Annotated in this window: 18 protein-coding genes; 7 read left to right on the forward strand and 11 right to left on the reverse strand. The window is 64.4% G+C overall.

Going from position 1 to position 21,524, the window contains the following annotated elements; translation table 11 throughout:
• Positions 1 to 88: 88 nt before the first annotated feature.
• The 6 genes from C8D04_RS13205 to sucC form a co-directional block, all read right to left on the reverse strand.
• Complete coding sequence (locus C8D04_RS13205) at positions 89 to 2,365, reverse strand: adenylate/guanylate cyclase domain-containing protein (protein WP_233521175.1); 2,277 nt, start codon at positions 2,363 to 2,365, stop codon at positions 89 to 91.
• 30 nt (positions 2,366 to 2,395) lie between these two features.
• The gene (locus C8D04_RS13210; protein WP_116005271.1) at positions 2,396 to 3,046 is read right to left on the reverse strand and encodes an FHA domain-containing protein; all 651 of its coding nucleotides are present in this window, start codon (positions 3,044 to 3,046) and stop codon (positions 2,396 to 2,398) included.
• A 46-nt stretch (positions 3,047 to 3,092) separates the two neighbouring features.
• Positions 3,093 to 3,881 (reverse strand): Stp1/IreP family PP2C-type Ser/Thr phosphatase, encoded by a 789-nt coding sequence (locus C8D04_RS13215; RefSeq protein ID WP_116006186.1) that lies wholly within the window; start codon positions 3,879 to 3,881, stop codon positions 3,093 to 3,095.
• 11 nt (positions 3,882 to 3,892) lie between these two features.
• Positions 3,893 to 6,502 carry a serine/threonine-protein kinase gene (locus C8D04_RS13220; RefSeq protein WP_233521176.1) on the reverse strand — a complete coding sequence of 870 codons (2,610 nt, stop codon included), beginning with the start codon at positions 6,500 to 6,502 and terminating at the stop codon, positions 3,893 to 3,895.
• Between the two features lie 254 nt (positions 6,503 to 6,756).
• On the reverse strand, positions 6,757 to 7,653 hold the full coding sequence (gene sucD / locus C8D04_RS13225) for a succinate--CoA ligase subunit alpha (protein WP_116005272.1): 897 nt from the start codon (positions 7,651 to 7,653) through the stop codon (positions 6,757 to 6,759).
• A gap of 29 nt (positions 7,654 to 7,682) precedes the next feature.
• Positions 7,683 to 8,843 (reverse strand): ADP-forming succinate--CoA ligase subunit beta, encoded by a 1,161-nt coding sequence (sucC, locus tag C8D04_RS13230; protein WP_116005273.1) that lies wholly within the window; start codon positions 8,841 to 8,843, stop codon positions 7,683 to 7,685.
• Positions 8,844 to 9,097: 254 nt separating this feature from the next.
• Between sucC and argC the strand changes: the two genes are divergently transcribed.
• Positions 9,098 to 10,030: an N-acetyl-gamma-glutamyl-phosphate reductase gene (argC, locus tag C8D04_RS13235; RefSeq protein WP_116006188.1), complete on the forward strand. Its 933-nt coding sequence runs from the start codon at positions 9,098 to 9,100 to the stop codon at positions 10,028 to 10,030.
• A 101-nt stretch (positions 10,031 to 10,131) separates the two neighbouring features.
• On the opposite strand, the gene recX is transcribed toward argC, so the two are convergent.
• Both recX and recA read right to left on the reverse strand, forming a co-directional pair.
• Entirely contained in the window at positions 10,132 to 10,587 is a 456-nt protein-coding gene (recX, locus tag C8D04_RS13240; protein ID WP_116005274.1) for a recombination regulator RecX, read from the reverse strand.
• A 249-nt stretch (positions 10,588 to 10,836) separates the two neighbouring features.
• Positions 10,837 to 11,979, reverse strand: a complete 1,143-nt coding sequence (recA, locus tag C8D04_RS13245; RefSeq protein WP_116005275.1) for a recombinase RecA — start codon at positions 11,977 to 11,979, stop codon at positions 10,837 to 10,839.
• Between the two features lie 142 nt (positions 11,980 to 12,121).
• Between recA and C8D04_RS13250 the strand changes: the two genes are divergently transcribed.
• The 3 genes from C8D04_RS13250 (at position 12,122) to C8D04_RS13265 (ending at position 15,047) form a co-directional block, all read left to right on the forward strand.
• Positions 12,122 to 12,619 carry a MarR family winged helix-turn-helix transcriptional regulator gene (locus tag C8D04_RS13250; RefSeq protein ID WP_116005276.1) on the forward strand — a complete coding sequence of 166 codons (498 nt, stop codon included), beginning with the start codon at positions 12,122 to 12,124 and terminating at the stop codon, positions 12,617 to 12,619.
• A gap of 56 nt (positions 12,620 to 12,675) precedes the next feature.
• Positions 12,676 to 13,350, forward strand: a complete 675-nt coding sequence (locus tag C8D04_RS13255) for a response regulator transcription factor (RefSeq protein ID WP_116005277.1) — start codon at positions 12,676 to 12,678, stop codon at positions 13,348 to 13,350.
• Positions 13,351 to 13,592: 242 nt separating this feature from the next.
• Positions 13,593 to 15,047, forward strand: coding sequence for a sensor histidine kinase (locus tag C8D04_RS13265; protein WP_116005278.1), 1,455 nt, complete (start codon positions 13,593 to 13,595; stop codon positions 15,045 to 15,047).
• A gap of 22 nt (positions 15,048 to 15,069) precedes the next feature.
• Here C8D04_RS13265 and C8D04_RS13270 read toward each other — a convergent pair whose 3' ends face one another.
• Genes C8D04_RS13270 through C8D04_RS13280 form a run of 3 tightly spaced genes read right to left on the reverse strand, consistent with a single transcriptional unit; the run spans position 15,070 to position 17,183 of the window.
• The gene (locus C8D04_RS13270; RefSeq protein ID WP_116005279.1) at positions 15,070 to 15,780 is read right to left on the reverse strand and encodes an SPOR domain-containing protein; all 711 of its coding nucleotides are present in this window, start codon (positions 15,778 to 15,780) and stop codon (positions 15,070 to 15,072) included.
• 18 nt (positions 15,781 to 15,798) lie between these two features.
• Positions 15,799 to 16,647, reverse strand: a complete 849-nt coding sequence (locus C8D04_RS13275) for a biotin--[acetyl-CoA-carboxylase] ligase (protein ID WP_116005280.1) — start codon at positions 16,645 to 16,647, stop codon at positions 15,799 to 15,801.
• Positions 16,644 to 17,183, reverse strand: a complete 540-nt coding sequence (locus tag C8D04_RS13280) for an SET domain-containing protein-lysine N-methyltransferase (RefSeq protein ID WP_116005281.1) — start codon at positions 17,181 to 17,183, stop codon at positions 16,644 to 16,646. The genes C8D04_RS13275 and C8D04_RS13280 overlap by 4 nt, the downstream gene beginning before the upstream one ends.
• Positions 17,184 to 17,304: 121 nt before the next feature.
• Here C8D04_RS13280 and C8D04_RS13285 point away from each other — a divergent pair, with 121 nt between their 5' ends.
• From C8D04_RS13285 to C8D04_RS13295, 3 genes are all read left to right on the forward strand, one after another.
• Positions 17,305 to 20,253 (forward strand): DNA topoisomerase III, encoded by a 2,949-nt coding sequence (locus tag C8D04_RS13285; protein ID WP_116005282.1) that lies wholly within the window; start codon positions 17,305 to 17,307, stop codon positions 20,251 to 20,253.
• Positions 20,254 to 20,263: 10 nt separating this feature from the next.
• A complete protein-coding gene (locus tag C8D04_RS13290) occupies positions 20,264 to 20,605 on the forward strand; it encodes a DUF4124 domain-containing protein (RefSeq protein WP_116005283.1) in 342 nt (113 codons plus the stop codon).
• A gap of 122 nt (positions 20,606 to 20,727) precedes the next feature.
• A complete protein-coding gene (locus C8D04_RS13295) occupies positions 20,728 to 21,501 on the forward strand; it encodes a tyrosine-protein phosphatase (protein ID WP_116005284.1) in 774 nt (257 codons plus the stop codon).
• Positions 21,502 to 21,524 lie beyond the last annotated feature (23 nt).

Here is a 21,524-nt window from a genome sequence, read left to right on the forward strand (position 1 = left end):
AATCATTCATGTCTAGGCGCGAAGCCGCAGACAGTGCTGTAGCACGGCAAGGCGAAGCAACAACGACACGGATGGTTTAAAAATGGAATTACTTGGTGTCGAAATGGGTCGATCCGTCCCACGCGGGGTTGTAGGGTAACACCCGCAGGGCCTGCAGGCGCTGGCTGTAAAACTCCAGCAAAGCTCTTTGTGCGTGGGCAGCCACCAGTCCAGGCCAAAGGCTGTCGCACCGGGGCCAGTCTTGTGCACGAAAGGCGGCCAGCCACTCGTGCCAGCGGTCCAGGGCATTTTGCGGGTCGGCGTCCAGCGTGCCCGCTTCAGCCACCGGGCGGTAGATGGCCACGGCCTGCTCCTTGCCTTTGACGCGCACGCGGTCCAGCTCCTGCCATGCAAAACCTTGTACCTGCGCACGGGTGCTTTCGCTGGCGACGATTTCCACGCCATACACTTTGCACAGGCCTTCCAGGCGGGAGCCCAGGTTGACGGCATCACCGATCACGGTGTAGCTGCGGCGGATGTCTGAGCCCATGTCGCCCACGCACATAGGCCCGGTGTTGAGCCCGATACCGATGCCGATTTCGGGCAGGCCGCGCGCACGGTGCTCAACATTGAGGGCATGCACGGCCTGCGCCATGCCCAATGCTGCGCGCACGGCCAATGTGGCGTGCTCCGGCGTTGCCACGGGAGCCCCCCAGAAAGCCATCACACAATCACCCATGTATTTGTCGATGGTGCCGCGCTGCTGGCGGATGACCTGGGTCAGGCGTGAAAATATCTCATTGAGCAAGGCTTGCAGCTGCACGGGCTCCATGCGCTCGGACATGGCGGTAAAACCGCGCATGTCGCAAAACATGACCGTGAGTTCGCGGTTGGCGGCCTGCATGCTGTAGCGCGCGGGCTCCAGCACCATCTCGTCCACCAGCTCGGGCGGAACATAGGTGCCAAACAGGTGCGCCAGCCCGCGCTTGGCGCGGCCTTCCACAAAATACCCGTAGCTCATGTTCAGCGCAAATGCCAGCAGCACCAGGGCCAGCACGGCCGCCAAAGGCATGGTCAGGCTGTGCACCTGGTACAGCCAAAGATTGAGCCCCGTCAGCCCCGCAAACAACCCCAGGCTCACCCCGACCGTCGCACCCGCACCCAACAGGGGCAGGGCCACGGCAAGCAGCATCCCGGCACAGGCGATCTGCAGCACATCAAACCCGATGGCGTAATCGGGCTGCACCGGGTTTCGCCCATCGAGGAAACCCGCAATCATGTTGGCGTGGGTTTCCACCCCCGGGTAGGCGCCGCCCACGGGCGTGGCGCGCAGATCCTGCAAGCCCGGGGCGGTGGTACCCACCAGAACGATCTGCCCCTGCAGGCTGGCGGCGGGGAGGAGGCCTTCCAGAATATCGGCCGCAGCGACATAGCGGAACGATCCACCACGGGGGCCACCCGGCCCCCGGTAGGGCACCAGTGCAGCAAGCTGCCGATCCGTTGGCAGCAGCAGGGATCGTCCGTCCTGGTGCAGTTCAATGCCCTGCACAAAGGGCACGGCGGCATCTTCATAGCCCGGCGCATAGCCTGGACGGATGGTGGGCATGCCCAGCAACATGCGGAACACCGCCAGCGCCAGGGATTCGTAATATTGCCCCTGGTATTGGGCCAGCAGGGGAAGAGCCCGGACCACGCCGTCATCGTCGGTCATGGCGTTAAAAAAACCGGCTGTTGGTGCCGCTTGCGCCAGTGGCGCAATGTTGCTGCCATATCCTGTCCACGCCGTGGACTGCAGGCGCTTGCCTTGGAGCTGCGCGGCGGTCAGCGCGGGCGCTGGCAGTGCGCCATGCGATCGGCCATCCCGGTCACTGGTGAAGTAATAGCCCAGAACAACGTTCTGACCCTGCAGGGTGGCAGCAAACCGGGCGTCAAAATCCAGCGCAGGTGCCAATTGCGCCAGTGCCACGACAAAGTCCTGCTGCTTGCGCAGCGGCCCCGCGGCCAGACGCTGCAGGCTGGCCAGGCCCGAACTACCGTCCGGCTCGGCGAACACGACATCAAAGCCGACTACGGCGGCCTGCTGACGGCCCAGAAGTTCTTGGGAAAAGCGCGCCAGCTTGTCCCGCCCCCAGGGCCATTGCCCTACCCGGGCCAGGCTGGTTTCGTCAATATCCACGATGACGATGCGATCGTCCATGGTGCGCGGCATGGTAGCGCGCAGCCGGGCATCGTAGATCAGGTGATCCAGGCGCTCGAACATTGGTACTCGCAATACCCCGGTGGCGTGCAGCAAGGCCAGCACCAACGGCAAAGCCACCACGGCCATGCGCAGCCAACGCCTGCGCAAAACGGCGACGAGCCTGCCTGCCAAACCTGGGCTGCGCATGGCGGTGCCTGGCGCTACGGCCCTGCGCCGTCAGTCTTGCATGAACTGCATTTCCGTACCGGCCAACTCCAGCCGGTCGCCAGCGTGCAAAGGCACAGGGGTATTGCCGATGCGCGCACCGTTGAGCATGGGATTGTCCGGCCCCTCCACATGGGCCAGCACGAAGCCCTGGTGGCGCCGCGTAATGGATGCCACCGCCACACCCGGCTTGCCAATGGTGGTGACGACTTTGGTCAAGGCCACCTCACGTCCGGCTGCAGCGCCCGAGAGCACACGGATGACGGCCGTCACAGGCGCGGCTGCAGCCGCAGGGGCCGGTGCGGGACGGGGTGGAATCGGGGGCGGCACCATGCCTGGTTTGAAAAGCATGGTTTTTTCGAAGCCGTTGCTTTCGTCTTCATGGAGGAAGCGGATTTTGTACTTGCCCACTTCCACGGTGTCACCGTTGCGCAGGGCCTGGCGCTTGACCGCCTTGCCATTCACGTAGGTGCCATTGGTGCTGCCCAGGTCCTCGGCCTCGACCCCTTGCTCGTTCATGTGGAAGGCAACATGCTCACCGCTGACCGCGAGGTTGTCGATCACGATGTCGTTGTAGGGGCGGCGCCCGAGCATGGTGCGCTCCTTGCTGAGCTCCACCTCTTTGATGACAACACCGTCGATCGAAACGATCATTTTGGGCATGACCAACTCCTGCTTTTGTTTTGCATTTGAAATAAATGGATGGGCACTAGGCGGTACGCATGAGCCGTGACATGAAGCTCCGCTTGCTTTCGGGGGCCCCCGCCTGCACCAGCACCACGCTGATGTTGTCGCGGCCACCATTGGCATTGGCCGCGTCGATGAGGCGACGTGCCTTGTCCTCCAGCGGCAGGGCAGCGGACGCCAGCGTGGTTAGCTCCTCGTGAGACACCATTTCGCTCAGGCCATCGGAACACATCAGATACAGGTCCTGCGGCTCTACCTTGAATTCGTTGACTTCGATGAGCACATCGTCTTCGACCCCCAGCGCCCGTGTCACCAGATTGCGGCTGGACGACAGCGCAGCCTGCTGCGCCGTGATCAGCCCAGCGTCAACCTGCTCCTGCAGCCAGGAATGGTCCCGCGTGATCTGCTCCAGCAGACCTGCACGCAGGCGGTAGCAACGCGAATCGCCGATATGCCCCAACACCAGGCGGCGGCCCTGGAAAACACCCACCACCAGTGTGGTGCCCATACCCGCATATTGCGGATTGGCCTCGGCCGCACCCAGAATGGCCTGGTTGGCATTGCCTACGCAGATCTCTATGGCACGGCGCAGGTCAAATGCCTTGAGATGCGCGCCCGCCTCGCCCAACCAGCGCGCCAGTTCGGTACGGATGAAGGTCGTCGCCATGCCGCTGGCTACTTCGCCCGCGTTGTAGCCCCCCATGCCATCGGCCAGCAAGGCCAGTTGGGCCTGTGGATCGATCGCAACAGCGTCTTCATTGTTGGCGCGCACCCGGCCAGGGTCTGTCCGTGCGAAAAACTCGTACCCCATCGTGGCCGACGTCATTGCACACCTGGCTCGGAAGCAGAAACAGGGGCCCGCGCAGCAGGAATATCCAATACAGTTTCTTGAAAAGCCGCCATGTTGTGCTCTTGTTGATTGCTGCGCGCATCATAGACGAGCGGCTGCTGCGCCGGTGCAGTGTTGGCGGCTTGCAAAAGCGCGTTTTCCACATTGCGCAGATCAACGGCAAATTGACGCCCCGTCTGGTAGCGCTCCCGGGGGTCTTTGCGCAAGGCCAATGCCACGACGTTGGCCAGATCGGTCGGCAAATCCGGGCGCAGCGTGCGCATATCGGGCGCTGGCTGGTGGGCAATGTTGTGCATCAGCGCACTCATCGAATCGCCCCGCAGCGGCAGACTGCCTGTCAGCAACTGAAACAGGGTCACCCCCAAGGCATACAAGTCGCAGCGGCCATCAACCTTGTTTCCCGCCAATTGCTCAGGCGCCATGAAACTGGGGGTTCCGAGCACAAGGCCCGTGCGGGTTTTGCTGCTGTCGGTGATGCGGGCAATGCCGAAGTCTGAAACCTTGACCGCGTTGGCAGCCGCATCAAACATGATGTTGGCGGGCTTGATGTCACGGTGCACTACGTTTTGCTGGTGCGCATAGTCCAGCGCCTCGGCCACGCGCGCCACGATGGAAACCACTTGCGGCACAGGCAAAAGTTGCCCCGGCTTCGTGGCGCCGACCAGATCCTGGCCTTTGAGCAGTTCCATGGCGATCCAGGCCAGGCCCTGCTCGTCTCCCGCATCGTAGATGGTGACAATATTCTGGTGCTGCAGCCGCCCGGCAGACTCGGCTTCACGGAAAAAGCGTGCACGCGCATCCACCAGCGCAGTGCCGTCGAACTCCTGGTCCAGCGCAAGGGTTTTGATGGCCACCACACGGCCAATTTTGGGGTCGCGCCCTTGGTAGACCACGCCCATGGCACCGCGCCCCAGTTCTTTCTCGACCTGGTAGCGACCCAGCAATGAGGGCAGGGCGCCTGCGGGCGCTTCCATGGCATTGGCGGTTTCGGCATTGGCCGCTATCTCGGCCAAGTGGCGGGCGCGTTTGCGGCCCTTGCGGGCTTGCGCATGGTTACGGTCCTGCCGCAGGATGTGCTCGTACACCGCACGCGCCTTGACGTATTGGTGCTTTTGCTCGAAGTCCTGTGCAAGGTTCACCAGATTGGCCTGCAGCTCAGGACCCGGCGGTACGCGCCGCAGGCGTTCAAACGCCATGTCCAGTTGCCCCTGGCCCTGCAAGGCCAGGCCCATCATGCGGTTCGGCTCCTGGCCATCCTGGTGCGTATCCCCTGACGCAGCCCGCACTGGCAACCGGCTACGCGCCATGTGCGCCGCCAGCCCAACCAGCAACGCCAAGGCAGGCAACACCAGATGCAGCCATTGCCCCCGCTGCTGCAACCATACCCATTCCAGCGCCAGCAAGGCTGCCGCCAGGGCCAGCGAAACCGCAACACCCTGCAGCAAGCCCCAGCGCGGCAAACCCAGCGCCACCCAAAGCAATGCCGCAACCACACTCGTCCACAAGAGCGCGGCGCCCCAGGTGGGCTCGGTGTAAACATGCCCCTGCCGAATGCTGGACACCTGGTGCGCCAGCAACTCCACGGGCGTAAGCTGGGCTCCACCCGGGACGGTCAGCAAGGGTTGGATGCGAGGCGCTGTAGGACCGACCAGAACAATCTTGCCCTGCCACTGGGCCGGTGGCAGCGGCGCATTCAACACGGTGTGCACCGACAGCACAGGAAACGGCGGCTTGTCTTGCGTGCCAGGATAGATGTGCGGGCGCATGAGGGCTGCGCCGCTGAGGGACACCCCCAAGCCACCCATGCGCAGGGCATGGCCTTCCTGCACTTCGATCTGCGCAGCCCCGAGATGCAGACTGTGCATGGCGGTCAGCAAAGCCAGCGAAGGCACTGCCGCACCATCAAGGCCCCACAACAAGGGCGCCTCGCGGACCACGTGATCCGCACTCTGGGCTGCTATGGCCATGAACCCGATACCCGCTGCCGCCTGCCCGAACATCGCTAGCGGTTGGGCGCCTGCACGGGCTGGCGGGGCCATTCGGCGCCCTGGATCAGGCAGGGCACTGCGGTGCACGTAGGGCGGCAAGGTTCCACCCGCCGCTTGCGCGTCGGGCGCCGCCACCAGGTCGGTCGGCAGCAAGACATTGCCTGCACGACCCATACTGGCCGCCAGACGTGCATCGGCGTCCAACGCGGCTTCGGCTTCCGCCACCGTGCGGCTCAACTGCTCTTTCAAAGCGGTCGCCTCTGGCGGTGCAGATTGCAGCGTGCTGCGAATTTTGTGCAAATACGGCAGTGCAAGATCGGGTTGCGCAGTATCCAACGGCATTGCCAGCACGATGGTTTTCGCACCCGCGGCTGCCAAGCGATCGATCAATTGCGCGTACACCGCACGCGACCACGGCCACGCACCAATACGCTCCAGGCTGGGCTCGTCGATGGCAACCACCACGATCTCATCAAGCGGCACCTGTGCCGCGCGGGATGTGGCGGCATCGTAGAGGCGGCGATCCAGGCTTTGCACTGCGTCGGTACCGAAATACAGGGCCACCATGGCCAGTGCCAGCACCAGGGCTAACACCCCATGCCACCCTGCTCCGTCCTGACCCTTCGTGAAACGCCCCACTTGTGCCTGTGCCTCTGTTGATAGATGAATCCATTGCAAGCAAGAATTGCGCCGGGCCCCTGGTTGGCCGCTGGAACCCATTTGCATCGCTGCGCGGGTTATTGCGCTCCCATCAAGACACAAAATGCCATTTTTGTCACTCAAGACAAAAAACGCCAGTGGCCGAAACCACTGGCGTTTTTAACGGGTGAGGCGCATTGCGCCCAGGCTCACTTGAGTTGTGCCTTGAGCAGCTTGCCCAGTTCAGACGGGTTGCGCGTGATGATGAAGCCCGACTCTTCCATGATGGCGAGCTTGGCATCGGCGGTGTCGGCGCCGCCGGAGATCAGTGCACCGGCATGGCCCATGCGCTTGCCGGGAGGGGCGGTCACACCAGCGATGAAGCCAACGATAGGCTTCTTCATGTTGGCCTTGCACCAGAGGGCGGCCTCGGCTTCGTCGGGGCCGCCGATTTCGCCAATCATGATGACAGCGTCGGTATCAGGATCGTCGTTGAAGGCGCGCATCACGTCGATGTGCTTGAGGCCATTGATGGGGTCACCACCAATGCCCACGGCGGTGGACTGGCCCAGACCCACTTCGGTCAGCATGGCCACGGCTTCGTACGTCAGCGTGCCCGAACGCGAGACCACGCCGATGCGGCCCTTGCGGTGGATGTGGCCGGGCATGATGCCGATCTTGATTTCGTCGGGCGTGATGATGCCGGGGCAGTTGGGGCCCAGCAGCAGCGTCTTCTTGCCACCGGCGGCTTCCTTGGCCTTCATCTTGTTGCGCACTTCGAGCATGTCGCGCACTGGAATGCCTTCGGTGATGCAAATCGCCATATCCAGATCGGCTTCGACAGCCTCCCAGATGGCGGCGGCGGCGCCTGCTGGCGGCACATAGATCACCGACACGGTGGCGCCGGTCTGCTTCGCGGCTTCCTTGACGGAGGCGTAGATCGGGATGTTGAAGATTGACTCACCGGCCTTCTTGGGGTTCACGCCCGCCACGAAGCAGTTCTTGCCGTTCGCGTATTCCTGGCACTTTTCGGTATGGAACTGGCCCGTCTTGCCCGTGATGCCCTGGGTGATGACCTTGGTGTCTTTGTTGATGTAAATCGACATGTGCGTGTCCTAGCGTTCTGGTCGGGTCATTACTTGACGGCAGCGACGATCTTCGTCGCGGCTTCGGCCATGGTGTCGGCCGCGATGATGGGCAAGCCGGACTCGGCCAGCAGCTTCTTGCCCAGCTCTTCGTTGGTGCCCTTCATGCGCACGACCAGCGGCACGGACAGGTTCACGGCCTTGCAGGCGGTGATCACGCCGGTGGCGATGGTGTCGCACTTCATGATGCCGCCGAAGATGTTGACCAGGATGCCCTTGACGTTCTTGTTCGCCAGCATGATCTTGAAGGCCTCGGTCACCTTCTCGGCCGTGGCGCCACCGCCGACATCCAGGAAGTTGGCTGGCTCGCCGCCGAAGAGCTTGATGGTGTCCATGGTCGCCATGGCCAGGCCTGCGCCGTTCACCAGGCAGCCGATGTTGCCGTCCAGACTGATGTAGGCCAGGTCGAACTTGGAGGCTTCGACTTCGGCGGGATCTTCTTCGTCCAGATCGCGGAAGGCCACGATTTCTGGGTGGCGGAACAGCGCGTTGGGGTCAAAGTTGAACTTGGCGTCCAGCGCCATCAGGTTGCCCTTGGAGTCGCAGTTCAGTGGGTTGATTTCCACCAGCGATGCGTCGGTCTCCATGTAGCACTTGTAGATCTTGGCGAAGATGTCTACCGCCTGGTCGATGGAAGCGCCGGTCAACCCGATGGCTGCCGCCACCTTCTTGCTCTGCTCGGCGGTGATGCCAGTCAGCGGGTCGATCATCTCGGTGATGATCTTCTCGGGCGTGGAGTGGGCCACTTCCTCAATGTCCATGCCGCCCTCAGACGAGGCGATCAGGGCCACCTTCTGCGTGGCGCGGTCGGTCACCAGGGACACATACAGCTCGTTCTTGATGTCGGCGCCGTCTTCGATGTACAGGCGGCGGACCTTCTGGCCTTCAGGGCCGGTCTGGTGCGTCTTGAGCTGCATGCCCAAAATTTCGCCCGCGATGCGCTTGACGTCGTCAATGGTCTTGGCAACCTTGACGCCACCGCCCTTGCCACGGCCACCGGCGTGGATCTGGGCCTTGACGACCCACACGGGGCCGCCCAGTTTCTGGGCTGCTTCGACGGCTTCTTGCACCGTGAATGCGGGAATGCCGCGCGGAACGGGCACACCAAAATTGCGCAAGATTTCCTTGCCTTGGTATTCGTGAATCTTCATGAGGGCTCTCTCAGGAAAGTGATTTCACCCGACTACCATGGCATCAGATGTCTGGCGGCGGGCTTGGGACATGGCAGCCGATAAATGTATCATGCTGCGACGCACCATGCCTTTTTAAAAACTTACAAGGTATGCGCGCCTTCTCCAGGAGCCTGCCGGACTTGGAAATCGTCGGCTGCGAATCGCTTTCGACGCCCCAAGCCCGACAGACTCCTAGCGCCTTTTGCACCACGCCTTTCCTGCAGGAGCACCCCATGTCCAAAGTCTTCATCGACGGCGAAGCCGGCACCACAGGCCTGCAAATCCGTGAGCGCCTGCAAGGCATGGCGCAGGTCACGCTTTTGAGTATTGCCCCCGAACTGCGCAAGGACCCCGCCGCCAAGCGCGCCCTGGTCAGCGAGGCCGACCTGGTGGTGCTGTGCCTGCACGACGACGCCGCACGCGATACCGTGGCCCTGGTGGACGACATCGAGAAAACCACGGGCCGCACCATCAAGGTGATCGACGCCAGCACCGCGCACCGCACGGCACCCGGCTGGGTGTTTGGGTTTCCTGAACTGTGCGCGGGCCAGCTCGACGCTGTGCGCACAGCCTCCCGTGTCAGCAACCCCGGTTGCTACGCCACGGGCGCCATTGCGCTGCTGCGCCCGCTGGTCGATGCAGGCCTGGTGCCCCCCGATTTTCCGGTGGCACTGCCTTCCATCTCGGGCTACTCGGGCGGAGGCCGCCCCATGATCGAAGCCTACGAGGCCGGCAATGCGCCGCCCTACGAAGCCTACGCGCTGGGCCTGGCACACAAGCACATCCCGGAAATCCTGCACTACACGGGCATGACGCGGCGCCCGATTTTCATCCCGGCCGTGGGCAATTTTGCCCAGGGCATGCTGGTGCAACTACCGCTGCACCTGGACATGCTGCCCGGTGCACCCCAGGCGGCCGACCTGCACGACGCACTGGCCGCCCACTACGCCCGTACCAATGCACCCGAGCAATGGGTGAAGGTGCTTGCACCCACCGAAGACCTCAAGCTGGCCGCCGATACGCTGGCCAACACCAACCAGCTCGAACTGCGCGTGTTCGCCAACGAGGCCTACCGCCAAGCTGTACTGGTGGCGCGGCTGGACAACCTGGGCAAGGGTGCCAGCGGCGCAGCAGTGCAAAACCTCAAATTGATGCTGGGGATCTGATTCCCAATCGAAGCCCGCGAGTGCACTTCAATATTGATAGCTGCTCGCGCTTAATAGGTAAGCGTTAAAGGCCTAAAACACTCTATTTTTTAAGCGTGGCTTTAGGCGTCTTCGTCCGGTGCGCCCTGCACCGCCCGGCGCACCACGGCGGCCGAGAACCCGCGTCCCAGCAAAAACCGCATTTGCCGCGCGCGGCCTGCGGCATCGGGGGCTGGCTGGCCAAACTTGCGCTGCCAGACGGCCTGCGCACGCGCGAATTCGGTGCCCTGCAACTGCTCCAGCGCCTGCGCCACGGTGTCTGCATCCAGCCCCTTGGATTGCAGCTCCTGCCGGATGCGTTGGTCGCCCAGGCGCCCCGCGCGCCGGTGCACCAGCGATGCAGCCACCCGCTCCGCGCTGATGAAACCCTTGGCCTGCAGGTCGTCGAGCACGCGCTCGATCTCACCGGGCTCCTGCGCGTGCGGTGCCAACTTGCGCAGCAATTCCGCCCGGGAATGCTCGCGCGCCGCCAAATAGCGCAGCGCGCGGCCTTTCAGGGAGATCGGCGGTGCAGCCATGCAACCTAGAAACAGCAGTTGGATGCGCCCGCCGGTGCCGTGATCTGGGAGCCAGGCAAGACGAGACGACGCGGCGGGCTCCTGCCCGCAAGGAGGAACAACGCCGCATGGCGCCCTGAGCGCGGTGCTGGCGAGTGCATAGCGCTTTCACCCATCAGGTGAACACCATCGAAGCCATCAACGGTCGATTTCATGCGGCTTAGCAAGAGAGACAAAGCGGTCAACTGCCGTTTCTAGGTTCAAGGCAACTCAGTCGGCCTTGGCTTCGGCCTTGCGGGCACGGCCTGCGGGGGCAGGCACCACACCGTCGGTAGCGTCAGAGGCTTCTGCGGCCGCAGAGGGCGCAGCGACCGGCAAGGCGGCAGGCAGCAGTGCGATGCCCAGGCTCTCGCGCACCTTGTTCTCGATCTCATGGGCCAACGCCCGGTTTTCGCGCAGGAACTCGCGTGCATTGTCGCGGCCCTGGCCGATTTTTTCACCGTTGTAGGCATACCAGGCGCCGGATTTTTCCACGATGCGCGCCGTCACCCCCATGTCGATGATTTCACCCTCGCGCGAAATGCCTTCACCAAACAGGATGTCGAACTCGGCGGTTTTGAATGGTGGCGAGACCTTGTTCTTCACCACCTTGACGCGGGTTTCGTTGCCAATGGCTTCCTCGCCCTTCTTGATGGTGCCGGTGCGGCGGATGTCCAGGCGCACCGAAGCGTAGAACTTGAGCGCGTTGCCGCCAGTGGTGGTTTCAGGGCTACCGAACATGACGCCGATCTTCATGCGGATCTGGTTGATGAAGATGACCATGCAGTTGGTCTTCTTGATGGTCGAGGTGAGCTTGCGCAGCGCCTGGCTCATCAGGCGCGCCTGCAGACCGGGCAGGCTGTCACCCATATCGCCCTCGATTTCAGCCTTGGGCGTGAGCGCGGCCACCGAGTCAATGACGATCAGATCGACCGCACCCGAACGCACCAGGCTGTCCACGATTTCGAGCGCCTGCTCGCCGGTGTCGGGCTGCGAAATGAGCAGGTCTTGCAGGTTGACGCCCAGCTTTTGTGCGTACTGGATGTCGAGCGCATGCTCGGCATCGACGAACGCGCACTGGCCGCCCTGTTTTTGCATTTCGGCGATGACCTGCAGCGTGAGCGTGGTTTTGCCCGAGGACTCAGGCCCATAAATTTCGACGACGCGGCCGCGCGGCAGACCGCCCACACCCAACGCCACATCGAGACCCAGCGAGCCGGTGGACACCACCTGGATGTCCTCGATCACCTCGCCTTCGCCCAGGCGCATGATGGTGCCTTTGCCAAACTGCTTCTCGATCTGGGCCAGCGCGGCGGCCAGGGCTTTGGCTTTTTCGCCATCGGGGGGCATGCTGCGGCTGATGGGTGCGTTCATGGAAATCTCCTTGGAGGTCAACAGGTTAGAAGAGACCGCTCACCGTTTCAACAACAAATGAACTGGATGCTTGAACAGTAGTCTACCAAGCCATTGGTAGAAATCATCAGATTATTTGGTCAGTTTGCCTTACCATATAACAATGCCTCTGCAAGCCACCTCCCCCGCCCACGACCACTGGCGCCAGACACACCTGGGCCGCTTGATGGGGGACGCGCTGCGCCGCTTCGATGCGCGGGTGCTGCAGCTGATGGCGCGCAATGTGGAGGTACCACTGGCCCTGTCCAACCTGGCCGCGCGCGACCAGGTGAGCGCGGCCCACGTGCACATCACGCGGCACCTGTCGCTGCACGGCGACCGGCTGGTCGACCTGGCCGAGCGCGCAGGCATGTCCAAGCAGTCCATGGGCGCACTGGTGGACCAGTGCGAAGCCTGGGGACTGGTGCGCCGCGCAGCCGACCCGCACGATGCACGTGCACGCCGTGTGCACTTCACTGCCACAGGGCTGGCATGGCTGGAGGCTTTTCGCAGCGCACTGGCCCAGGCCGAAGCGGAGCTGCGCGCCGAGGTGGGCGCTGAAGTGGCTGCGGTGGTGTCCATTGGGCTGGAAACCTACGCCAGCGGCAGCAATCCTCTTTGAACCGCACACAGCGCTCGGCAGGCTCCTAAAATCAGACGCATTACAAGGAGACAAGCATGCGCATCCTCATTGCCGAAGACGACCAGGTGCTGGCCGATGGCCTTTTGCGCACACTGCGCAGTTCGGGCGCCGTGGTGGACCATGTGGCCAGCGGCAGCGAGGCCGATGCGGCACTCCTGACCAACAACGAATTCGACCTGCTCATCCTGGACCTGGGCCTGCCGCGCATGCACGGGCTGGAAGTGCTCAAGCGCTTGCGCAGCCGAGGCTCGGCCTTGCCGGTGCTGATTCTCACGGCGTCTGACAGCGTGGAAGAGCGCGTTCAGGGGCTGGACCTGGGCGCCGACGACTACATGGCAAAGCCTTTCTCACTGCAGGAACTGGAAGCGCGGGTGCGCGCATTGGCGCGGCGAGGCATGGGTGGTGCCACTTCGACCATCAAGCACGGCCCGCTGGTGTACGACCAATCGGGCCGCGTGGCCACCATTGACGGCAAGATGGTGGAGCTGTCAGCCCGCGAGCTGGGCTTGCTCGAAGTGCTGCTGCAGCGCGCCGGGCGCCTGGTCAGCAAGGACCAGTTGGTCGAGCGCTTGTGCGAATGGGGCGAAGAAGTGAGCAACAACGCCATCGAGGTGTACATCCACCGCCTGCGCAAGAAGATCGAGAAGGGCCCAATCCGCATCGCCACGGTGCGTGGCCTGGGTTACTGCCTGGAAAAAATTCCCGGCTAGGGTAGGGAACTCCCCCCTGTGTCGCTGCGCTCCTTCCCCCCTCTCTCGCCTCGCTGCACGCTGCGGGAGGGGAGACGCCGCCAGCGCGGCGGGGCGGCCCTTGCGCGGCGGCCGCTGGCCTGGGCCGTGCCAGTTTCTTGCGGCACCGATGGAGCGGCATCGCTTGCTCCTAATTTAATAGCTTTTAGCGCTTTCCCACATTGCGTTAAAGCCACTTTTTATTCAAAAACAGGGCCACGATCTTGAAGATCTTCCAGCGCGAGCAGCGCTCCCTGTTCGGCGAGATCCTGGACTGGATGCTCACCCCGCTGCTGCTGCTGTGGCCGGTGAGCCTGGCGCTGACCTGGCTGGTAGCGCAGGGCATTGCCAACAAGCCTTTCGACCGCGCGCTGGAATACAACGCCCATGCGTTGGCACAGCTGGTGTCGGTGCACAAGGGCAAGCCCCAGTTCAACCTGCCCCAGCCCGCGAGCGAAATCCTGCGCGCCGACGACTCTGACACGGTGTACTACCAGGTCACCGGGCCGCACAACGAACTGCTTTCGGGCGAACGCGAACTGCCGCTGCCGACCGAGGACGAAGCCCCCACCATCGGAGAGGTGCGCCTGCGCGACGCCGAGCTGCGCGGACTGGAAATCCGCATGGCCTATATCTGGGTGCGCCTGCCACTCGAAGGCGCCCCGCTGGCCCTGGTGCAGGTGGCCGAAACACGCGAAAAGCGCAGTGTGCTGGCCACCGAAATTATCAAGGGCGTGATGGTGCCCCAGTTCGTCATCCTGCCGCTGGCCGTGCTACTGGTCTGGCTGGCGCTGGCGCGCGGCATCAAGCCGCTGCACCAGCTGGAAGAACGCATCCGGGCGCGCAGCCCCGACGACCTGTCCCCGCTGGACCATAAAACCGTGCCGCTAGAGGTCGCACCGCTGGTCTCGTCCGTGAACGACCTGCTGACGCGCCTGAACGATTCGCTGGCCACGCAAAAGCGCTTTCTGGCCGACGCCGCGCACCAGCTCAAGACCCCGCTGGCGGGCTTGCGCATGCAGGCCGACCTGGCGCAGCGCGAAGGCACCAGCACCGAGGAGCTCAAACGGTCGCTGCTGCAGATCGGGCGCTCGAGCATCCGCGCCACGCACACCGTCAACCAGTTGCTGGCGTTGGCGCGGGCCGAAAGCAGCGGCGCGCAGATCGCCTTCACACCCTGCGACCTGGCGCGCCTGACCATGGACGTGGTGCGCGACTCGGTGCCGCGTGCGCTGGACAAGGGCACCGACCTGGGCTACGACGGCGCCCAGCCCGGCGCGCCGGGCGTGTGGGTGCAGGGTAACCCCACGCTGCTCAAGGAGCTGGTGCGCAACCTGGTGGACAACGCCATCAACTACACCCCGTCGAGCAGCGACAAACCCGGCATCATCACCGCGCGCGTGCTGGCCGACACCTTTGGCCGCGTGCTGCTGCTGCAGGTCGAAGACTCGGGGCCTGGCGTGCCCGAATCCGAGCGCGAACTGGTCTTTCAGCCCTTTTACCGCGCACTGGGCACCGATGCCGATGGCTCGGGCCTGGGCCTGCCCATCGTGCTGGAGATCGCTCGCCAGCACAGCGCCGAAATCATGCTGGAAGAAGCCCACCCCGGCCAGCAGCCCCCGGGCCTTCGGTTCACGCTGCGGTTTCCGGCACTCGATATGCCCCCAAACCAGGGCTAACAGCCCCAAAACGACCGCCCGCTCAGGAGCAGGGCCGCAGCGCCTTGCCGGCCATGGGCGTGCGCAGCGCTTCGACACGGGCGCGCAGGGCGCTGTCGGCGGCGGGCAGGCGCAGCGTGTAGCCGGGGGCATCGTTGCGCTCCTGCACCACACGGGCGGTGCGCACGCCCTTGGCGGTCAGGTTGCTCAGGCCGCGCTGCGCGGCCTCTTCGGTCGAAAAGCGCCCGAGCGACAGGCCGGGCTCCAGCGATGCGCTGCCCGGGCGGTCGTAGGGAATGTTCATTTCGCGCAGCTCGGCGCGCTTTTTGGCCAGCGCATCGGCATCCGCAAAGCGGCCCATGTAGACCATCCAGCGGCCAGCGATGGTGGTGCGTTCCAGCGTCCACGAGCCCTGGGGCAGGCTGGCGGCGGCGCGGCGCAAGGCGGCGGCCTGCTCTTCGTCGAACACCCCCGCCTGCAGGCATTCGCCTGCAGGAGCTGCGGCCACAGGCGCTTCGACGGGGGCTGGCGCCGGGGCGGATGTAGGCTCCTGCGCCGCAGCAGCGGGAGCAACCGCCGGAGCCGATGTCTTGCTGCCCACCACGCGCAGCGCCTCGGGGCGAATTTGCTCTGCGAGGCGCTGCGGCTCAGACTGCGAGACCGGGGCCAGCCCCCATTCCAGTAGCAGGCCCTGCGACCAGGCGTAGTACGCCGCGTTGGCTAGCAGCAGGACGAGCACAAAAAAACGCAGCATGGGTGGTGTGTGAAATGGTCAGGGCACGCTGGCGGCCACGGGCCGCACGCTGATGTCGGAACTGGTCACGGGCAGCATGCCGCCCGCAGTATGCACGAGCAAGGCACCATCGTCGCCCACGCCGTGTGCGGTGCCGCTGGTGCCGTCACTCAACTGCACGCTGCGCCCCTGCAACACATCGCGCAGCGCAAAGCGCGGCTGCATGGGCGCAAAACCATAGGCGGCGAACAACTGCAGCATGCCCACCAGGGGTGGCGCAATGCGCAGCAAGGCGGTGGGGGCATCGAGCTGGGCATCCACCTCCTGCAGGCAGCCGGGCGGCAGCGACATGCCTTGGGCATGCTGCGGGCGCACGTTCAGGCCCACGCCCACCACCACGTAGCGGCCGGGCGCGGTGTGCGCCGGGGTGGCGGCCTGCGGGACCACAAAGCTGGCCGTCTCCACCAGAATACCGCCCAGCTTGCGGTCGCCCTGCGCACCGCCCAGCCACAGGTCGTTGGGCCATTTCAGGCCAATGCGCGGCAGGGCACTGCCGGGCAGCGGCAGCGCGGGCTGCAGGCTTTCGGCCACGCTCACGCCCACGGCGAGCGAAAGGCCCGACCAATCGACCGGCGCCAGCGGCAGGCCCAGCGAAAAAGTGAGTGAATCACCGCGCACGCTGTGCCAGTCGCGGCCCAGGCGCCCGCGCCCGGCGGTTTGCTGCTCGGCCACCAGCAGCACGGGGTCGGTATGGCCCGCGCGCGCGCGGCGCATCAGTTCCGTGTTGGTCGAATCCAATGCCGGGAGCACCTCGGCGGTAAATCCAGGCAGCTGGGGCGCCACCGCCTCCCAGATCGCCTCCAGCGGCCAGCGCAGCGGGGCGGTCATGCCTTGGCCCTCCGCGGGGTGCGGGGCGGCGTTGCCTTGGCACGCGGCTCGGGGGCAACCCAGCCGCGCTTGGGCGCCAGCAGGGTGCCCCGGCAGGACGCCGCGCCACACCAGCAAGGGTATTCGGCCTTGAGCTTGGTGGTATAGCGCTCGTCGATGATGAGACCGTAGTCGTAGTTGATCTCTTCCCCTGCTGCAATGTTGCGCAGCGCGGTGATGAAAATGCGGCCATCCACCTCGTCGGCAAAGCAGTTGGGGTCGCAGCTGTGGTTGATCCAGCGCGAAGAATTGCCGCCGAAGTTGGCATCGATCACACGGTCTTCATCCACATGGAAATAGAAGGTGTGGTTAGGCTGCAACGGGTCGTGCGGATGGCGGTCCTGCGCCTCCTGCCAGCTGACGATTTCGCCGGTGTACTCGATCAGCACCTCGCCCTCGGCGATGGGTTGCACCGCGAACACGCCCTTGCCGTGTACGCCGGAGCGGCGAATCTGGATGCGGCGGCCAACGGCGGCGGCGGTTGCAGTGCGGGGCATGGCAAAACTCTGTTAACTTGATAGTGCACACATGCGCGTGCGCGTGTACGCGTGTGTGAAGCAAGGATTGTAGAAGCGCCCGGGGCCCGGCCCCGTGGCAGCCTGTATGGCGAGACCCAACATGACCAAAACACTGGTAATTGCAGAAAAACCTTCGGTCGCACAAGACATCGTGCGCGCCCTCACCCCGGTGGCGGGCAAATTCGACAAGCACGACGAACATTTCGAAAACGACCGCTACGTCGTCACCAGCGCCGTCGGCCACCTGGTGGAGATCCAGGCGCCCGAGGAATTCGACGTGAAACGCGGCAAGTGGAGCTTTGCCCACCTGCCGGTGATTCCGCCGCATTTCGATCTCAAACCTGTCGATAAAACCAAGACGCGCTTGAACGCCGTCGTCAAACAGGCCAAGCGCAAGGATGTGACGGAGATCATCAACGCCTGCGACGCGGGCCGCGAGGGTGAGCTGATCTTTCGCCTGATCGAGCAGTACGCCGGTGGCAACAAGGCGGGCAAACCCGTGCCACTGGGCAAACCCATCAAGCGCCTGTGGCTGCAAAGCATGACGCCGCAGGCCATCCGCGACGGGTTCGACCAGTTGCGCAGCGAACAGCAAATGCAGGGCCTGCACGACGCCGCCCGCAGCCGGTCTGAAGCCGACTGGCTGGTCGGCATCAACGGCACGCGCGCCATGACGGCGTTCAACTCGCAAGGCGGCGGCTTCTTCCTGACCACCGTGGGCCGGGTGCAGACGCCCACGTTGTCGCTGGTGGTCGAGCGCGAGGAAAAAATCCGCAAGTTCATCAGCCGCGACTACTGGGAAATCCACGCCGAGTTCACCGCCCAGGCCGGCCGCTACCCCGGCAAGTGGTTCAACCCGCAGTGGAAGAAGAACCCCGACGACGCAGAGATGCGCGCCGACCGCGTATGGTCTGCACGCGAAGCCGAGGACATCGCCAACGCCGCACGCAACCAGCCGGCCACCGTCACCGAAGAAAGCAAGCCCACCACCCAGGCCAGCGGCCTGCTGTTCGACCTGACCAGCCTGCAGCGCGAGGCCAACGGCAAGTTCGGCTTCTCGGCCAAGACGACGCTGGCGCTGGCCCAGTCGCTGTACGAGCGCCACAAGGCGCTGACCTACCCGCGTACCGACGCGCGCGCCCTGCCCGAGGACTATGTGCCGGTGGCCCGCGAGACCTTTGAAATGCTGGCCCACAGCGGTATGGCGCACCTGGCGCCGCATGCGCGCACGGCGCTCGATGGCAACTACATCCGGCCGACCAAGCGCATCTTTGACAACAGCAAGGTCAGCGATCACTTCGCCATCATCCCCACACTGCAAGCCCCCAGCGGCCTGTCCGAAGCCGAACAAAAACTCTACGACCTGGTGGTGCGCCGCTTCATGGCGGTGTTTTTCCCCAGCGCCGAATACCAGGTCACGACACGCATCAGCCGCATCGATGCAGCGGGCGCACAGCACCACTTCAAGACCGAGGGCAAGGTGCTGGTCAAGCCCGGCTGGCTGGCCATTTACGGCAAAGAAGCCGCGGGCGAGGTGGAAGGCGGCAAAGACGGTGACAAGGGCCAGAACCTGGTGGCCGTGCAGCCGGGCGAAAGGCCCCTGGCCGCGCCGGTGGACGCCAAGGGCCTCAAGACCAAGCCCCCCGCCCGCTACTCCGAAGCCACGCTGCTGGGCGCCATGGAAAGCGCGGGCAAGCAGATCGACGATGAAGAGCTGCGCAGCGCCATGCAAGAGAAAGGCCTGGGCACGCCCGCCACGCGCGCGGCCACCATCGAAGGCCTGCTGACCGAAAAATACATGCTGCGCGAAGGCCGTGAAATCATCCCCACGGCCAAGGCGTTCCAGCTCATGACGCTGCTGCGCGGGCTGGGGGTGGAAGAACTCTCGCGTGCCGACCTGACCGGCGAATGGGAGTTCAAGCTCTCGCAAATGGAAAAAGGCCTGCTCAGCCGCGAGGCCTTCATGTCCGGCATTGCCAGCATGACCGAGCGCATGGTGAAAAAGGCCAAGGAATACGACCGCGACACCATCCCTGGCGACTACGCCACGCTCGAATCACCCTGCCCCAACTGCGGCGGTGTCGTCAAAGAAAACTACCGCCGCTTTGCCTGCGTGGGCAAGCCCGGCTCGGAAGGCTGCGGCTTCAGCTTTGGCAAATCGCCCGCAGGCCGCACGTTTGAAACCGCCGAGGCCAACGCATTGCTGCGCGACAAGAAGATTGGCCCGCTGGAGGGCTTTCGCTCCAAGGCGGGCTGGCCGTTCACGTCCGAGATCGTCATCAAATACGACGACGAGGCACACAACTACAAGCTCGAATTCGATTTTGGCGACGACAAAAAAGGCGAGGAATCGGGCGAGCTGGTGGCGTTTGAAGACGCCGCCCTCGGCCCTTGCCCCCTCTGCGGCTCCGACGTGCACGAACACGGCAGCAACTATGTGTGCAGCAAGGCCGTGCCCACCGCCGCGCAGCCCACACCGAGCTGTACTTTCAAGAGCGGCAAGATCATCCTGCAGCAGCCGGTGGAACGCGAGCAGATGCACAAGCTGCTAGCCACCGGCAAGACCGACCTGCTCGACAAGTTTGTCAGCATGCGCACCCGCCGCGCCTTCAAGGCCCACCTGGCGTGGGACAAAGAGGCGGGCAAGGTCAACTTTGAATTTGCCCCCAGCAAGTTCCCGCCACGCCCGGATGCTGCCGCTAAAACGATAGCTGCCAAGGCAGGCAAGACAAGCGCCGCAGCCAAAAAGACTGCAAAACCTGCTGCCGCCAAAAAAGCCCCCGCCAGCAAAACAGCGGCCGCCAAGGCACCGCGCAAACCCGCCGCTGGCAAAACGCCCAGTGCCGCCCTGGCCGCTGTGATTGGTACCGACCCCGTAGCCCGCCCCGAAGCCGTCAAGAAGATGTGGGAATACATCAAGGCCCACAACCTGCAAGACCCCAAGGACAAGCGCACCATCGTTGCCGACGACAAACTGCGCGCCGTGTTTGGCAAAGACAGCGCGGGCATGTTCGAGCTGGCGGGCATTCTGGGCAATCACCTGGGCTAACCGGTAGCCTATGCGCAGCCGCAGAGAGCGCACCATCCTTACCGCCCTGGCAGCAGCCCTGGTGGCCGCTGCGGCTGCCGCTTGGTGGACGGCCGACCAGTGGTGGCCGCAGGCCGGGCCCTGGACTGAACAGGCCTGGAAGAAAATCACCCGCCCCGGAGCCGATACCCTGCCGCCCACAATGAAACGCCCCGCACAGGCCCACCCGACCCAGCCCGGTGCCTCAGAGCCCGCACGCCCGCAATCGCGCAAATGCCTGAAAGACGGCCGCACCACCTACACGGACCTGCCCTGCCCCAAGGGCAGCCAGGAGTTGCCGGTGGATGGCACAGTCACCACGCTGCCGCACTGACTTGCGGGTACCCAGGGCATACACCAGGCCCCCGATACCCGCGTGACACGGACCGTCACCCGCATGGGCTAAGCTGGGTCATCGCGCATTCGCACTCTTCGCACCGTACCCACCGACTGGCCATGCAACAGCAGCAACCCCCTACGCCTTCCACCAACCCCACCCGCTCTCTGCCCTTGGCCGGTGCCAGCAACTTCCGTGACCTGGGCGGCTACCAGGGCCTGGGGGGCCAAACGCTGCGCTGGCGGCGCCTGTTCCGCTCAGACCACCTGGCGGACCTGACCCCGGACGACCAGGCCAGGCTGCAGGCGCTGGGGATTACGCGCGCGATTGACTTCCGGGGCGCCAGCGAACGCGCTGCCCAGGCCTATGCGCTGCCCGGCGTGGCCTACCACCCGCTCACCATTGAACCCACCGTCATCCACCGCGCACTGGCCCTGCAACAGCAAGGCCACGCCCTGACCGCGCAAGACGCCGTGGGCCTGATGCAGGAGACCTACCGGGGCTTTGTGCACGACAACGCACCGCGCTTTGCTGAAATGTTTCGCCTGCTGCTCGACAACGACAGCCCCATCGTCTTCCACTGCACGGCGGGCAAAGACCGCACCGGTTTTGCGGCTGCGCTCATCCTGCTGGCGCTGGGCGTGCCGCGCGCCACCGTCATGGAGGACTACCTGCTCACCAACGGCCTCTACCGCCGCCCCGAAGGCCTGGGCAGCCTGGCCCCCTCAGAGGTACTGGCCGTGCTGTGGCGCGTGCAGGAAGATTTTCTCAATGCTGCGCTGCACCGCGTGGATGCTGACTTTGGCGGCATCGATACCTACCTGGTGGATGTGCTGGGGCTGGACGATGCGGCCCGCAAGGAACTGGCGCAGCGCTATCTGCAAGCGTTGTAAGCACTGGTTGCGAACCCCCGGCG

Origin of the sequence: Simplicispira sp. 125, from assembly GCF_003096555.1 — a bacterium.
Lineage (GTDB): Bacteria > Pseudomonadota > Gammaproteobacteria > Burkholderiales > Burkholderiaceae_C > Simplicispira.

Bases quoted from the DNA above. Each gene is read 5' to 3' on its own strand.
- C8D04_RS13290 (WP_116005283.1), top strand. From the start codon at position 20,264: ATGCGCAGCCGCAGAGAGCGCACCATCCTTACCGCCCTGGCAGCAGCC.
- argC (WP_116006188.1), top strand. From the start codon at position 9,098: ATGTCCAAAGTCTTCATCGACGGCGAAGCCGGCACCACAGGCCTGCAA.
- recA (WP_116005275.1), bottom strand. From the start codon at position 11,979: ATGAACGCACCCATCAGCCGCAGCATGCCCCCCGATGGCGAAAAAGCC.
- C8D04_RS13250 (WP_116005276.1), top strand. From the start codon at position 12,122: ATGCCTCTGCAAGCCACCTCCCCCGCCCACGACCACTGGCGCCAGACA.
- sucC (WP_116005273.1), bottom strand. From the start codon at position 8,843: ATGAAGATTCACGAATACCAAGGCAAGGAAATCTTGCGCAATTTTGGT.
- recX (WP_116005274.1), bottom strand. From the start codon at position 10,587: ATGGCTGCACCGCCGATCTCCCTGAAAGGCCGCGCGCTGCGCTATTTG.
- C8D04_RS13285 (WP_116005282.1), top strand. From the start codon at position 17,305: ATGACCAAAACACTGGTAATTGCAGAAAAACCTTCGGTCGCACAAGAC.
- C8D04_RS13270 (WP_116005279.1), bottom strand. From the start codon at position 15,780: ATGCTGCGTTTTTTTGTGCTCGTCCTGCTGCTAGCCAACGCGGCGTAC.
- C8D04_RS13295 (WP_116005284.1), top strand. From the start codon at position 20,728: ATGCAACAGCAGCAACCCCCTACGCCTTCCACCAACCCCACCCGCTCT.
- C8D04_RS13210 (WP_116005271.1), bottom strand. From the start codon at position 3,046: ATGCCCAAAATGATCGTTTCGATCGACGGTGTTGTCATCAAAGAGGTG.
- C8D04_RS13215 (WP_116006186.1), bottom strand. From the start codon at position 3,881: ATGGGGTACGAGTTTTTCGCACGGACAGACCCTGGCCGGGTGCGCGCC.
- C8D04_RS13275 (WP_116005280.1), bottom strand. From the start codon at position 16,647: ATGACCGCCCCGCTGCGCTGGCCGCTGGAGGCGATCTGGGAGGCGGTG.
- C8D04_RS13255 (WP_116005277.1), top strand. From the start codon at position 12,676: ATGCGCATCCTCATTGCCGAAGACGACCAGGTGCTGGCCGATGGCCTT.
- C8D04_RS13205 (WP_233521175.1), bottom strand. From the start codon at position 2,365: ATGCGCAGCCCAGGTTTGGCAGGCAGGCTCGTCGCCGTTTTGCGCAGG.
- sucD (WP_116005272.1), bottom strand. From the start codon at position 7,653: ATGTCGATTTACATCAACAAAGACACCAAGGTCATCACCCAGGGCATC.
- C8D04_RS13280 (WP_116005281.1), bottom strand. From the start codon at position 17,183: ATGCCCCGCACTGCAACCGCCGCCGCCGTTGGCCGCCGCATCCAGATT.